This window comes from Collimonas sp. GW821-FHT07E08 (assembly GCF_059418905.1).
In genome coordinates, this window is sequence record NZ_JBWKQR010000023.1 from 39,228 (window position 1) to 53,815 (window position 14,588).

The window sequence follows — 14,588 nt, forward strand, 5'->3', positions numbered from 1 at the left end:
AAAAACCAATGACTTCACAAGAGATTCAAGCGCAATACGATGCATTCAAGCAGCTCGGCCTCAAGCTCGACATGTCGCGCGGCAAGCCGGCGCCGGAGCAGCTCGACCTGTCCAGCGCCTTGCTGCAGCAGCTCGACGGTTTTACCGCGGCCGACGGCACCGACACACGCAACTATGGCGTCGCCAGCGGCCTGCCGGAAGCGCGCGCCCTGTTTGCCAGCCTGCTGGACGTGCCCGCCGGGCAGGTGGTGGTGGACGGCAACGCCAGCCTGGCGCTGATGCATGACGCCATCGTGTTCTGCCTGTTATACGGGATAACCGGCCATGCGCCCTGGAGCCAGCAGCAGCCGGTGACTTTCCTGTGCCCGGTGCCAGGCTACGACCGCCATTTCTCGATCTGCGAATCGCTCGGCATCAAGATGATCAGCGTGCCGCTGGCCGACGACGGCCCGGATATGGACGTGGTGGAAAAACTGGTGGCCGGCGACGCCAGCATCAAGGGCATGTGGTGCGTTCCCAAATACAGCAATCCTTCCGGCGCCATCTATTCAGCCGACGTGGTGCAGCGCCTGGCCGCCATGAAGACCGCCGCGCCGGATTTCCTGCTGCTGTGGGACGATGCTTACCGCCTGCATCACCTGAGCGAGCAGAAGCACACCACCATCAATGTGCTCGAAGCCTGCGAACGCGCCGGCAATCCAGACCGCGCCATCGTTTTTGCCTCGACGTCCAAGATCACGCTGGCCGGCGCCGGCCTGGCCGCGCTGGCTTCATCGGCAGCCAACATCGCCTGGTGGCAGCGCAAGACATCGGTGCGCACCATCGGCCCGGACAAGATCAACCAGCTGCGCCATGTGCGTTTCCTGAAAGACCGTGCCAATGTCGAAGCGCTGATGGAACGCCACCGCCAGCTGCTGAAACCGAAATTCGACGCCGTGCTGGCGCAGTTCGACGCCTACCTGGGCGGGATCGACGGGATATCCTGGACCAGGCCGCACGGCGGCTATTTCATCGACCTCGTTACGCCGCCTGGTTGCGCCAAGCGGACCATCGCGCTGGCCAAAGAGCTGGGCATCACGCTGACGTCTGCCGGCGCCGCTTTCCCTTATGGCAACGACGTCGAGGACCGCCACATCCGCATCGCTCCCAGCTTCCCGTCGCTGGACGAGATCTCGCAAGCAGCCAAGGGGATTGCGCTGGCGCTCAGGGTTGCCATCGCGGAATAGGGCGCTACAGGGAAGCCGCGCGGGCTTCTGGGCGGCCAAGGGCAAACGGCAGCGGTGGCAGTTCCGGCATCTCCAGGATCAGCTGGCCGAACTCGCAGGCTGCCTGGGTCTTGCCGCTGCCGCTCCAGATCAGGGAGAAATCGGCGCTAGGCAAGGGCGGCAAGCCGTACTGGCCGTCGACGATTTTCATGCCGGGTTCAAGGTCGTCGCGCGTCAGCACCGTCACCGCCAGCCCGCCCAGCACGGCCGCGCGCAAACCTTGCTGGCTGGGCGAGGTGAATACCACATGCCAGTCGAGCGCGGTGCGGTCCAGCTCCACGAGGCCGGCCTGGCGGTAGATGCATGGCGCCGGAAAGAACGCCAGCGGCAGCGAAGCGCCAGGCGTTGCCTCGAAATTTTCCGCCGCCACCCACGCCAGCCGGGTGCGCCGCAATACCGTGCCGGTCTCGCTGCGCGGCACCGATATCACTACCGCCAGGTCGAGTTCATCCGCCGCGATCATGGCCGGCAAATCCAGATTCATGCTGACGTGCACTTCAAGCCGGACCGCCGGGAAGGCGCGCGCGAACTGGCATAGCAGCGGCGGCAGCCGTTCGCCCATGAAATTTTCCGGCACCCCGAAACGCACCACGCCCGACACCGGCGACGGCCGGAAGCGGCGCGCCATGGCATCCAGCGTATCCAGGATCTGCTCGGCGTAGCGCAGGAAATCCTCGCCGTCCTCGGTCAAGGTCAGCTTGCGCGTCGTCCGGCGCAGCAGCGGCCGTCCGGTTTGTTCTTCAAGGCGGCGGATCTGGTGGCTGATCGCCGACTGGGTCAGGTGCAGCCGTTGCGCCGCACGGGTGAAGCCGCCGGTTTCCTTGACAGCGACAAAGGCGCGCAGGAGTGTCGGATCGAAGTCCATGGTTGTTTCCAATAGATGATGGCTGCTAATGAATGGCACAAAATTAAATCATTTCCATCATAGGGCAAATCCTTCCACAATGTTTCCTCCGATACAACCGAGTGCAAACATCCATGAGCTTCTCTCACGCCAGCAGAAACAGAATCGCATTGGCCGCCGTCTGCCTGACCGCGCTGATGTTCGGCCTGGAAATTTCCAGCGTGCCGGTGATATTGCCGACCCTTGAAAAGGTATTGCACGGCAGTTTCAAGGACATGCAATGGATCATGAATGCCTACACCATCGCCTGCACCACGGTGCTGATGGCGGCCGGCACACTGGCGGACCGTTATGGCCGCAAGCGTATTTTCATCATCAGCCTGGTGCTGTTCGGCCTGACTTCCCTGATCTGCGGCCTGGCGCAGGGCGCGCCGGTGCTGGTCGCCAGCCGCTTCCTGCAGGGCATGAGCGGCGGCGCCATGCTGATCTGCCAGATCGCGGTGCTGTCGCACCAGTTCCAGGAGGGCGCCGAACGCAGCAAAGCGTTTGCCATCTGGGGCGTGGTGTTTGGCATCGGCCTCGGTTTCGGGCCCATCATCGGCGGCATGATCGTGGTTGTTTCAAACTGGCATTGGGTGTTCCTGGTCCACGTCCCGCTGGCGATCCTTACCTTGCTGCTGGTGCTCGGCAGCGTCGAGGAATCGAGCGATCCCCAGGCAAAAAAACTGGATGTCTTGGGCATCGTCACGCTGTCGCTGTCGGTGTTTGGCCTGACTTACTTCATTACCCAAGGGCCGGACCTTGGTTTCGCCAGCGACGCCGCCATCGGCATCATTGCCGCCGCGGTCGTCGGCTTCCTCATTTTCGTGTGGGTGGAAAGAATCAACCCGCATCCGATGTTTGATTTTTCCGTATTCAGGATACGCAATTTTTCCGGTGCGATCATCGGCTCGGCCGGCATGAATTTCAGCTTCTGGCCCTTCATGATTTACCTGCCGATCTATTTCCAGAGCGGCCTGGGCTACGACGTCGTGGCGGCCGGACTGTCCTTGCTGGCCTACACGCTGCCGACGCTGGTGATCCCGCCGCTGGCGGAGCGCCTGTCGCTGCGCTACCAGCCGCGCCTGGTGATCCCGTGCGGGCTGTTCACGATCGGCCTCGGCTTCATCCTGATGAAATACGGCAGCGGCGCCGCGCACGCCAGCTGGCTGACCATGCTGCCCGGTTCGCTGCTGGCGGGCATCGGGCTGGGCCTGACCAATACACCGGTGACCAATACCACCACCGGCTCGGTGCCGGTCACGCGGGCCGGCATGGCTTCCGGCATAGACATGAGCGCCAGGCTGATTTCCCTGGCGGTCAACATCGCCTTGATGGGGTTCATCCTGCTGGAAGGCATCCTGTCTTACATGCGGAGCGCTTTTCCCGCATCCGTCGACGCGTTGCGGTTGCGCGCTTTGGCGGAAAGGATTGCTTCGGGAAATTTTGCCTCGCTCGAGCAAGGGTTCCCGGAACTGTCGTCGCTGGATGCTTCCGGAACGGTGGCGCACGCAGCGCTGGTGCACGGTTTTGGCTTGGTGATGCTGTACGGCGGCGTCGGCGTCTGGGTGCTGGCGGCGGTCAGTTTCATGATTTTCGGACCCGAGCCGGAGCCGCAGTGTAAAACGGACAGGAAGATTACTGAATCCCTGTAAGCAGCCGCAATTTGTCAGGCAGCCTGGTGCCGGTTACAAATTATTTGCACTAATTAGTTTACTTTTTTTCTGTTTAAACTACACTGTGTAGTGTAATTGTTCCTTGCCATTGCAGGGAATCGTCGACTAACCGGCAGCAACAGGATAAACGGCATGGCAAGCGAAACGCTCACAGCACCCGATACGAGTATTCTCCCCAGGCCATCGCAGCGGCGCGAGGGCAAATTCCGCAACCAGCTTCCCAGGCACAAGAACGGTTTGTGGAAGACCTTGCAGATCATTTGGCGGTTTGCCTTCCACAAGCCGCCCGGCACGGTGCCCGCCAGGCCGATCCCGGTGCAGGCGCTCAGCCGCGAGCAGCTGCTGGCGGCGCCGGACCGCTCGCTGTTCCGCCTGGGGCATTCCACCATGCTGCTCAAGCTGCGCGGCGAATTCTGGCTGACCGATCCGGTGTTTTCCGAGCGCGCCTCGCCGTTCCAGTGGATCGGCCCCAAGCGCTTCCACCAGCCGCCGATCGGCATCGCCGAGCTGCCTCCGATCAAAGGCGTGATCCTCTCGCACGACCATTATGACCATCTTGACCATGACGCAATCCTGCAGCTGGCCGGCAAGGTAGAGCATTTCCTGACGCCGCTGGGAGTAGGGGATACGCTGGTCAAATGGGGGGTGCCGGCGGCAAAGATACAGCAGCTGGACTGGTGGCAAACCACGATGGTAAGCGGTCTGCAGCTGGTGGCCACGCCCGCGCGCCATTTTTCAGGGCGCGGCCTGAGCGACGGCAACCGCACCCTGTGGGCTTCCTGGGTAATTCTGGATGACGACCTGCGGCTGTTCTTCAGCGGCGACAGCGGCTATTTCGGCGGCTTCAAGGAAATCGGCGACCGCTACGGCCCGTTCGACCTGACCATGGTAGAAACCGGCGCCTACGGCGTTGACTGGCCGGATGTGCACATGCAGCCGGAACAGACCCTGCAGGCCCACCTGGACCTGGGCGGCAAGCAGCTGCTGCCGGTGCATAACGGTACTTTTGACCTAGCCTTGCATGTCTGGCAAGACCCGTTCGAACGCATCGTTGTGCTGGCCGAACAGCAGGGAGTGCCGGTCAGCACGCCGCAGATGGGCGAGCTGCTCAGCCTTGCGGAGCCGCATGAGGGGCTGCGCTGGTGGCGGGAGCAGGTGGCCTGAGCGCACTCGAGCACCATCGAAGTTAAAGCAAAATATTAGAAGTAAAATATTTAAAGTAATAGATTAAATATTTTCAATAACTAGCTGATTTATATGTAAATATAAATCGGCTAGTCGACTAAACACTCTTCTGATCAGTCATTTCACCCTATCGCATGGGTATGGATCTTGCTCGCTTTTCCAGGCAAAGTTGTGTCCCAACCAGACATATATCTTGCAACGCGCAGACATTGTGCAATAGTCGCTGTGCCGTTCCAGACACTTTCCCTGAACAACCTGCAGGAGTCCTATGAAATACGTACTGACAGCTTCATTGCTTGCCGCAGCCGCCCTGGCTGCGGGCTGCGCCAGCCAGCCGGCGCCTGGCGGCACTGCGCATTACCCCGGCCTCAAGACGCTCGACGGCAATCCGCCGCTGATCATCGGCCACCGCGGGCTGGCCGGCCTGTATCCGGAAGAAATCATCGCGGGTTACCAGGCGGCGATCGCCGCCGGCACCGATTCGCTGGAGATGGACTTGATGTCGTCCAGCGACGGCGTGCTGTTCGTCTGCCACAACCCGTTCCTGAGCGACACCACCGATGTCGCCAGCCACCCTGAATTCGCGTCGCGCAAGAAATCGCGCACGGTCGACGGCGTGGCCGTGGCGCCGGACTGGTATATCAGCGATTTCACGGCGGCCGAACTGAAGACCTTGCGCGTCAAGCAGCCGATCGCGGTCCGCAGCCACCAGTACGACGGCATGTACCCGATGGCGACGTTCCAGGAAGTCATCGACCTCGCCAAAGCCACGCGCGCCGCCAATCCCAGCAGCACCCTGACGATCTATCCGGAAACCAAGAATCCGATCTACCAGCGCGCGCTGGGCGTGCCGCTGGAAGAAAAGCTGCTCGCGATGCTGGATAAGGAAGGCTGGAACACCCATGATTCCCCGGTTTTCGTGCAATCGTTCGAACCGGAGAGCCTGAAGCTGATGCGCCGCCTCGGCCTCAAGACCAAGGTGGTGCAGTTGATGGACGGCGACGGCACCGACTTCAAGACCGGCGTCATGACTTACGGTTCGCCGGACACCGCCAAGCCTTTCTCCTGGCTGCAGAAGGGCGATCCGCGCACCTTCGCGGCGATGGCGACGCCGGAAGGCCTGGCTGAAGTCAAGACCTATGCCGACGGCATCGGGCCATGGAAACTGTACATACTGCCGCCGCAAGGCGTGGACGCCGCCGGCAATGCGGTGAAGAAGCTGTCGGATGCCTCCAACATGGCGCCGACCAGCTTGATTACCGACGCCCACCGGCTGGGCCTGTTCGTGCATCCGTTCACCTACCGCGATGAGCCGGCGCGCTTGACGCGCACCTATGGCGGCGACCCGAAGGCAGAATACAAGGCGTATTTCGAGCTGGGCGTGGATGGCGTGTTCACCGACTTCACCCCGACTGCCAGGGCGGCGCTGAACGAATGGCTGGCGGTGAAGCAAGCCAGGTAACAAGATCGATGACTTAAATCCGGGCTCTATTTTTCTTTACCTGAGCCCGGCGTCAGGAAACGCTTGATCAGCGTGCTCAGCATCTCCAGCTTCTTTTTCATGTCGAGCTCGGGATCGCGCATCGTCATGTTGCCGACGCCTTCCATGGCGCTCAGCAAAATGGCGGCGGCCAGGTCTGGATCCAGGGTCTGGTCGATCTGCCCGCGTTTCTGGGCTGTTTGCAGCAGGGTGGCCAGCATTCCGCGTATTTTCGTTGAATGCTGGTTGACGATTTCCGCCATGGCGGGATTGCGGCCGGCTTCGGCCAGCATGTCCACATGCAGCTGTTTTTTTGCGCGCATGTCGATCTGATGCTGCTGCGCGGAGCAGCTCTGGGTGTTGGCTTGCTCGATTTCCGCTATCAGGCCCTCGATCGGATTGTCGCTTTTCATCAAGTGATTGAAACGGGCTTCCGCATGTTCGAGGCCGGTCGCTGCCATGGCCTCGATGATCGCTTCCTTGCTGGCGAAATAGTGGTACAGGTGGCCGGCGCTGATTTTCGCTTCGGAACAGATGCTGGAAATGCTGGCGCCGCGGAACCCGTCCTTGGCAAAGCAGCGGCCCGCGGCTTCGAGGATGTCGCGCCGCTTTTGCTCGTGTTTTACCGGGTCGATTTTGCGCATGCGGCCTCCTAAAAACCAAAAAGATACAAAATAGAGCGATCAATCTAACATAAATTGACGGCGGCTGATTCCTGCTTATAATAGATAGAATGCTCGATCTATTAAATAATGTCAGTCGGACAAAACCCACCGGGCTCCAGGTAAAGCAGGAATGGATTGAAACGGATATGCCAAAAATGAGAACCTTTGCCGCCGCCGCCGCGGTTGCCTTGCTCCTGAGCGCGTGCGCAACCCAGCCCGCCTATTCACCGCCCAAGCAGCCGGTCCCGGCCGACTGGGAAAACAATCCGCATCCCGGCAAGCGCAGCGCAGTGGCCGCGAACGGGCAGTGGTGGACCCAATTGGGGGATCCCGCCATCGACAGCCTGGTGTCCTCGGCGTTTGCCGATAACCCGACCCTGGCCCAGGCTGCGGCCAGGGTAGACCAGGCCAAGGCTGCCGCCGGTGTCGCCAGCGCACAGCGCTTGCCAGCGGTAAACGGCAACGCCAGCGCCACGCGCGCGCAGACCCAGAACACGCTGGGCGGCAGCTCCACTACCATGCTGGAGAGTTCATCCTCGGTCGGCGCCGATTTCAGCTGGGAGATCGACCTTTGGGGCCGCATCAGGGAATCGGTCTCGGCGGCGCAACGGCGCCTCGACGCGCGCACGGCCGATGCGCAAGGCGCCCGCCTGTCGCTGGCGGCGCAAGTCGCCAATACCAGCCTTGCGCTGCGCGCCTGCGCCTATTCGCTGCAGGTGCGCGACGCTGACATCGCTTCGCGCGAAACCGAGCTGACCCTTACCCGCAAGCGGCGCGCAGTCGGTTATATCGCGTCTTCGGCGGAATTCAGCGCGCTGACCAACCTGGCTAACGCCCGCACCGCACGCATCAGCCAGCAGGAACAATGCACGCGCAACGTCGATGCGCTGGTGGCGCTGACCGGACAGCCGGCGGCAGCGGTGCGCCGTTTGCTGCTGCCGACGGCAAGCAACGCCGATCCGCAGGAAAGCAGCGCGATCCTGGACGATGTCGCGCATGTCATGCCGACCCCGCCAGCCATGCAGCCGGAGCTGCCGGCGACAGTGCTGCGCGACCATCCGAGCCTGGTATCCGCCGAGCGCTTGCTGGCTGCGGCCTGGTCGGATATCGGCGTGGCGCGCGCGCAGCGGCTGCCGACCATCAGCCTTAGCGCGATGCTGTCGGGGAATTGGCTGCGCGCCGTCGGCAATTCGGTCAATTTCACCAGCTGGTCGGCCGGGCCGGGATTGACCGTTCCTTTATTCGACGGCGGCGCCGGCGCGGCCAATGTCGACGCCGCTACCGGACGCTACCGGGAAGCTGCCGCCACATTGCAGTCGACTTTACGTACAGTGGTCCAGAACGTCGAGGATGCGCTGGCCTTCCAGACGTCGGCCGAAGAACGCGTGAAATCCTCGCAGGACGCGGTAGACGCCGCCCAGCTCAGTTTCCGCGCCAGCCAGGCGCAGTGGCGCGCCGGCGCCATCAGCATGTTCGAGCTGGAAGACATCCGGCGCCAGCGCCAGACCGCCGAAGAGAATTTCATTGCCGCCAAGCGCGACCAAGGGCAAGCCTGGATCAGCCTGATGCAGGCCACCGGGCAAATCGATAACCCGGGCTAGCACGGTGCATGCCTGCACCAGCGCCATCACAACCATACGATAGCAATACACCAGGAAACCCAGCCATGAATACGTCCGAACCAATGGTAGCACCCGTCAAATCCTCCCCGCGGCGCAAGGGCGCCGCCATCGCCGTTGCCCTTGTATTTGCCGTGGCGGCGGTCGCCGCCGGCGTCACCATGCTGGCGAAATCCGGCAAGGCTGAAGCCAAGCCGGCCCAGACCACGCCAGCGCTGACAGTGACGATCGCCCGGCCGGCCCAGGCCAGCTGGGCCGAGACCTTGACCGCGTCCGGCGCCGTCGCGCCCTGGCAGGAAGCGATCATAGGCAGCCAGATCGGCGGCTACCAGCTGGACCAGGTGCGGGTCAATGTCGGCGACCATGTCAAAAAGGGCCAGGTCCTGGCGCGCCTCAATCCCGACCTGCTGCGCGCCGAAGAAGCGCAACTGGTGGCCGCTTACGACCAGGCCGAGGCCAACGCCAAACGGGCCATTTCGCTGCAGGGCAGCGGCGGCATCAGCGACCAGGACGTGCTGCAGTCGACCACGCTGGCCAAGACGGCGCGCGCCCAGCTTGCATTCAAGCAGCTGCAGCTGCGTTATACCGATGTGATCGCGCCCGACGACGGCGTCATCAGCTCGCGCTCCGCCACCGCCGGTTCGGTGGTGTCGACCGGACAGGAACTGTTCAGGATGATCTTGAAAGGGCGCCTGGAGTGGCGCGGCGAAGTGACGGCGGAGCAGCTGGCGCGGATTGCGGCCAGCCAGCAGGTGGCGCTGGCGCTGCCCGGCGGCGGTACGGCGTCTGCCGTGGTCCGGCAAACCGCACCGTCACTGGACAGCAGCTCGCGGCTCGGGCTGGTGTATGCCGATATCGCCGACGGCCAGCAGGTGCGGGCCGGCATGTACGCAAACGGCGCGATCGCACTCAATCCAAAGCAGGCGCTGGTGGTGCCGGCGCAGAGCATTGTCATCCGCGACGGCCATACCTATGTGCTCAAGTTCAAGGACGACGGCAGCAATAAAGTGGAGCGGCTGGCGGTCGTCACCGGACGCCGGCAGGGCACCGACATCGAAATCGTGAAGGGCGTGGCGCCATCGGACCAGGTCGTGGTGCTTGGCGCCGGATTCCTCAATGAGGGCGATACCGTGCGGGTAGCAAGCGACGCCGCGGATGCCGCCGCTGCGCCGGCAGCCAAGGAGGCCAAATGAATTTCGCCACCTGGTCCATCCGCAACCCGATCCCGGCGATCCTGCTGTTCGCCTTGCTGACCGTCGCCGGCATCATGGGTTTCCATAAGCTGCCTATTCAAAACCTGCCGGATATCGACCTGCCCACCATCAATGTCACGCTGACCCAGCCCGGCGCCGCGCCGGCGCAGCTGGAAACCGAGGTGGCGCGCAAGGTGGAAGACGCGCTGGCGACCATGAGCGGGCTCAAGCACCTGCGCACCTCGATCACCGACGGCCAGGTGCAGATCACAGTGGAATTCGTCCTTGAGAAAAATCTCTCGGACGCCCTGATCGACACCAAGAATTCCGTCGACAGCGTACGCTCGCAGCTGCCGACCGACCTGCAGCAGCCGACCGTCAGCGCCGTCACCGTCGGCGGCGATGCGGTGCTGGTGTACGCCATCGCCGCCGATATGAGCGAAGAGGCGCTGTCCTGGTTTGTCGACGACACCGTCGGCAAGGCGATCCTGGCGGTGCCGGGCATCGGCCGCATAGACCGGGTAGGCGGCCTGACGCGCCAGGTGCGCGTTGCTGTCGATCCGGTGCGCATGGCGGCGCAGGGCGTGACCGCTGTCGACGTCTCGCAGGCGTTGCGCAACATGCAGCAGGAATCGTCGGGCGGGCGCGGGCAGTTCGGCCAGGAAGAACAGTCGGCGCGCGTGATCGCGACGGTGCACCAGGCCTCGGAGCTGGCCGCGTTCCCGATAACGCTGGCCAACGGGCGCAAGCTCAGGCTCGACCAGATCGCCACCATCAGCGACGCCAGCGCCGAGCGCGCCCAGATTGCCTTGTTGGACGGCAAGCCGGTGGTCGGCTTCAAGGTATTCCGCGCCAAGGGCTACGACGAAACCGTGATCGCCAAAAACGTCGGCGCGGCGCTGGAAAAGCTGCAAGCCGGCAACCGCACGCTGAAATTCACGCGGATTTCGGGAACGGTCGGCTACACCAAGGAGCAGTATGAAGGCTCGATGGACATGCTGTACGAAGGCTCGATCCTGGCGGTGCTGGTGGTGTGGTTTTTCTTGCGCGACTGGCGCGCGACCCTGGTCGCGGCCTCGGCGCTGCCCTTGTCGATCCTGCCTGCCTTTGCCGCCATGGCGTGGTTCGGGTTTTCCCTGAATACCCTGACCTTGCTGGCGCTGGCGGTGATCGTCGGCATCCTGGTGGACGATGCAATTGTCGAAATCGAGAATATCGAGCGCCATGCGCATATGGGCAAACCGATCCTGCAGGCGGCCGGCGACGCGGTCACCGAGATCGCGCTGGCCGTGATGGCCACCACCATGGCCTTGGTCGTGGTATTCCTGCCGACGGCCATGATGAGCGGCATTGCGGGCATGTTCTTCAAGCAGTTCGGCTGGACCGCGGTGATCGCTGTCCTTACCTCGTTGCTGGTGGCGCGCATCCTGACGCCGATGATGGCCGCCTACCTGTTGAAATCCAAGCCTGCGGTTGAACAGCAGGATGGCCGGATCATGCGCTGGTACCTGCATGCGGTGCGCTGGTGCATGGAGCACCGCAAGACCACGATGCTGGCGGCGACGCTGTTTTTTGTCGGTTCGGTGGCCCTGATTCCCTTGATCTCGACCGGTTTGATGCCGCCGGCCGACCGCGGGTATACGACGGTTAACGTTGAACTGCCGCCTGGCAGCTCATTGCAGAATACGCTGGCGGTAGCCGAACGGGCGCGCACCGCGCTGGGCAGCGTGGGCGGCATCGACGCTATCTTTACCACGGTAGGCGTGTCGCAGGTGGTCGGCGGCGGGCAGCTGCAGGCTGGCGAAGTGCGCAACGGCTCGCTGACGCTGTCGCTGGCCGACCGCGCCAAACGTCCGCGCCAGACCGAAATCGAGAAAGCGGTGCGGCGCGCCTTGCTGAACGTGCCCGGCGCCCGTTTCACGGTGGGTGCAGGCGGCCCTGGCGAGAAAATGCAGCTGATCCTTGCCGGCGACAATGAAAATGCGCTGAAGGCGACTGCCCAGGCCATGGAGCGGCAGCTGCGCGGCGTCGGCAGCTTGGCCAACATCAGTTCCACCGCCAGCCTGGAGCGCCCGGAAATCATCGTGCGGCCGGACCTGCAGCGCGCCAGCGAACTGGGCGTGTCGACCGCCGCCATCGGCCAGGTGGTGCGGATCGCCACGGCCGGCGATTTTTCGGCAAACCTGGCCAAGCTGAACCTCGACAACCGGCAGGTCGATATCAATGTCAGCGTGCCGGACGTCGATCGCCAGAACGTGACCACGTTTGCCAACCTGCATGTGCTGGGCCGCAACGGCCTGGTGCCGCTGTCTTCGGTGGCGAGCCTGTCGGTGGAGAGCGGGCCGTCGAAAATCGAAAGATACGACCGCCGGCGCTACGTCACGGTCAGCGCCGATCTCGGCGGCATGCCGCTGGGTGAAGCGCTGGCGGCGGCGAAAGCGCTGCCGGCAGTCAAGCAGATGCCGTCCAGCGTGCAGCTGATCCAGACCGGCGATGCGGAAATCGCGGCGGAGCTGGGCGCCGGATTCATGATGGCGATCGTCATCGGCGTGCTGTGCGTGTTCTGCGTGCTGGTGCTGCTGTTCCGCGATTTCCTGCAGCCGGTCACCATCCTGTCGGCGATTCCGTTGTCGCTCGGCGGCGCTTTCCTGGCGCTGCTGATGGCGCGCAGCGAACTGGACATCCCGTCGATGATCGGCCTGGTGATGCTGATGGGGATCGTGACCAAGAACTCGATACTGCTGGTGGAGTACGCCATCGTCGGCAAGCGCGACCGCGGCCTGTCGGTGTTCGAGGCATTGATAGACGCCTGCCATAAGCGGGCGCGGCCGATCGTGATGACCACCGTCGCCATGATCGCCGGCATGGCGCCGATCGCCCTAGGCTTCGGCGCCGACTCCAGCTTCCGGCAACCGATGGCGGTGGCCGTCATCGGCGGCCTGCTGACCTCGACCGCACTGAGCTTGCTGGTGGTGCCGGTGGTGTTTACCTACGTCGACGAGTTCGAGCATTGGCTGAAGAAACTGTTTTCCGGGAAAAAAGAAGCCCCGCTCAAGGAGGCCGTTGGAGGAAGTGTGCTTTGATCCGGCCGTGCAATGTGGCGAGGCGTAGGGCGTAATAGCGAAGCGTATTACGCCGCATGTGATGCTTCGCAAAAGCAAGCGATATCAAATAAACTGAGACAAATAACAACGCGATAAGGCGTAAGGTGTAATGGCGTAATACGCTTCGCCATTACACCTGCCGGATACGCCGTACCTGCTACGGCTTGAATCTGAGACCGCCGCCAGGCGTGGTGACGATGACCCTGCCTGGCAAATGGGGAGTCCGGCTTGAACGGCCTTCACGATAAGTATCCGTTGTGACCGGCATCGGCGGCGGGTTTGCCGATAACCGTTGCTGTTCATTGGCATATCGCTGGTTGCGCAGCGATTCGGCCAGCGTGGAAGTGGGTGAATGGCGGCTTCTAAAAGGAGGAGCGATATTCGCGCCATGCAAACTGCCCCGGTGTTCGTCTGGGTTTTGCCGAACTGCCGGCATCATGCCATGCAGGGAAAAATCGCAAAAGCCTGCGTCTTTATGCATGGATGGATAAGGCGTCCGCAACGATTCGCCGGGTCCGCCGCTGAATTTCAAGCCGTCCGGCGTCACGCCGATTCTGAAGCCGACGCTATTCTCGCTATAACTGGGCATGTTGCGGCAGTCATCCGTCTCGTCCCGCAGAAAAATCCTGGTGTTGGCCGCACCCGGCACAGCCTTTCTGATTCGCGACGACAACAGTCTTTCGCGATCGGCTGGCGGCAAGGCGTCGAAAGCGCGCCTTGCCTTGGAGCGGCTCAGGCTATCGAAAGCATTATTGGCTTTGAGGCGGTTTTCAGCGGCAGAAAATTCAGGATCGACGTCGGCAGCCGATGCGGGGGCGGCGAGCAGGCCGGCGACAATAATGGAGCTTGTACGAAACAGGCGAGGCAAGCGTTTTCTCATAGGATTTCCTTAAAGCAGTGAGATGTTGGCTGGCGGTGCGGCTGGCAAAACTTATCTGGAGCGATCGTTGCGGCTGGACATCTGTCGAGACGTGCGGCGTACATCGATGCGAAGGATATCCGCAGTGCGGATAAAAATTTACAAGCTGATTGACGAGTAAATCAGCGAGGCTGAACTCTCGCTGTCATTATATTACAGACAATAATTGTTATCAATTGCGAAAAACAATGCCTGCGGAATAAAAATGGATTGTTTCCAGTTTGACTGCGGCGGTGATCGTGCTGCCGCTCGCAGCGCCGGCTGCTGGTTTGACCGTACTCACCGCAGGCGCATGCAAACAAACGCAGCAAGGCGTAGGGCGTCAATAGCGCAGCGTATTGCGCCGTACGGTTGATCGACATAAGCAGCATTTTCTAATTGCTATTCGCCGCAATTAATTTGACGTCGTTTTCTCATTTGGACATCGCATGCGGCGTAATACGCTGCGCTATTACGCCCTACCGGGTACGCCTTACCGCGTTGCAGGCGCATGCAAACAAACGCGGCAAGGCGTAGGGCGTCAATAGATTCTATGGTTTTGGTCAAGCTTTTATGGAAACGAAGTGCGGGTCGAAGCTTGATCCGTTCTTCGTCAAGAT

Annotated in this window: 11 protein-coding genes; 7 read left to right on the forward strand and 4 right to left on the reverse strand. The window is 62.1% G+C overall.

The annotated features are described in order from the left end of the window. The first annotated feature begins 8 nt into the window (after positions 1-8). A complete protein-coding gene (locus AC07RZ_RS22570; protein ID WP_494669656.1) occupies positions 9-1,226 on the forward strand; it encodes an aspartate aminotransferase type Ic in 1,218 nt (405 codons plus the stop codon). A 4-nt stretch (positions 1,227-1,230) separates the two neighbouring features. On the opposite strand, the gene AC07RZ_RS22575 is transcribed toward AC07RZ_RS22570, so the two are convergent. Further along, positions 1,231-2,130, reverse strand: a complete 900-nt coding sequence (locus tag AC07RZ_RS22575; RefSeq protein ID WP_494669657.1) for a LysR family transcriptional regulator — start codon at positions 2,128-2,130, stop codon at positions 1,231-1,233. A 113-nt stretch (positions 2,131-2,243) separates the two neighbouring features. Between AC07RZ_RS22575 and AC07RZ_RS22580 the strand changes: the two genes are divergently transcribed. From AC07RZ_RS22580 to AC07RZ_RS22590, 3 genes are all read left to right on the forward strand, one after another. After that, a complete protein-coding gene (locus tag AC07RZ_RS22580) occupies positions 2,244-3,803 on the forward strand; it encodes an MFS transporter (RefSeq protein WP_494669658.1) in 1,560 nt (519 codons plus the stop codon). 153 nt (positions 3,804-3,956) lie between these two features. Continuing rightward, a complete protein-coding gene (locus AC07RZ_RS22585) occupies positions 3,957-4,988 on the forward strand; it encodes an MBL fold metallo-hydrolase (protein ID WP_494669659.1) in 1,032 nt (343 codons plus the stop codon). Positions 4,989-5,277: 289 nt separating this feature from the next. Continuing rightward, positions 5,278-6,471 carry a glycerophosphodiester phosphodiesterase family protein gene (locus tag AC07RZ_RS22590; protein WP_494669660.1) on the forward strand — a complete coding sequence of 398 codons (1,194 nt, stop codon included), beginning with the start codon at positions 5,278-5,280 and terminating at the stop codon, positions 6,469-6,471. 26 nt (positions 6,472-6,497) lie between these two features. Here the strand turns inward: AC07RZ_RS22590 and AC07RZ_RS22595 are convergent, their stop codons facing one another. After that, complete coding sequence (locus tag AC07RZ_RS22595) at positions 6,498-7,133, reverse strand: TetR/AcrR family transcriptional regulator (protein WP_494669661.1); 636 nt, start codon at positions 7,131-7,133, stop codon at positions 6,498-6,500. Between the two features lie 167 nt (positions 7,134-7,300). Between AC07RZ_RS22595 and AC07RZ_RS22600 the strand changes: the two genes are divergently transcribed. The 3 genes from AC07RZ_RS22600 to AC07RZ_RS22610 all read left to right on the forward strand — a co-directional run bounded on the left by AC07RZ_RS22600 (position 7,301) and on the right by AC07RZ_RS22610 (position 13,049). After that, complete coding sequence (locus tag AC07RZ_RS22600) at positions 7,301-8,755, forward strand: efflux transporter outer membrane subunit (RefSeq protein ID WP_494669662.1); 1,455 nt, start codon at positions 7,301-7,303, stop codon at positions 8,753-8,755. A gap of 65 nt (positions 8,756-8,820) precedes the next feature. Further along, positions 8,821-9,966, forward strand: a complete 1,146-nt coding sequence (locus AC07RZ_RS22605; protein WP_494669663.1) for an efflux RND transporter periplasmic adaptor subunit — start codon at positions 8,821-8,823, stop codon at positions 9,964-9,966. Beyond that, positions 9,963-13,049 (forward strand): efflux RND transporter permease subunit, encoded by a 3,087-nt coding sequence (locus tag AC07RZ_RS22610; RefSeq protein WP_494669664.1) that lies wholly within the window; start codon positions 9,963-9,965, stop codon positions 13,047-13,049. Before AC07RZ_RS22605 ends, AC07RZ_RS22610 begins: the two co-directional genes overlap by 4 nt. 178 nt (positions 13,050-13,227) lie before the next feature. On the opposite strand, the gene AC07RZ_RS22615 is transcribed toward AC07RZ_RS22610, so the two are convergent. Then, complete coding sequence (locus AC07RZ_RS22615) at positions 13,228-13,950, reverse strand: hypothetical protein (protein ID WP_494669665.1); 723 nt, start codon at positions 13,948-13,950, stop codon at positions 13,228-13,230. 420 nt (positions 13,951-14,370) lie between these two features. Next, a partial coding sequence (locus AC07RZ_RS22620; RefSeq protein WP_494669666.1) for a hypothetical protein occupies positions 14,371-14,588 on the reverse strand: 218 nt, incomplete at its 5' end.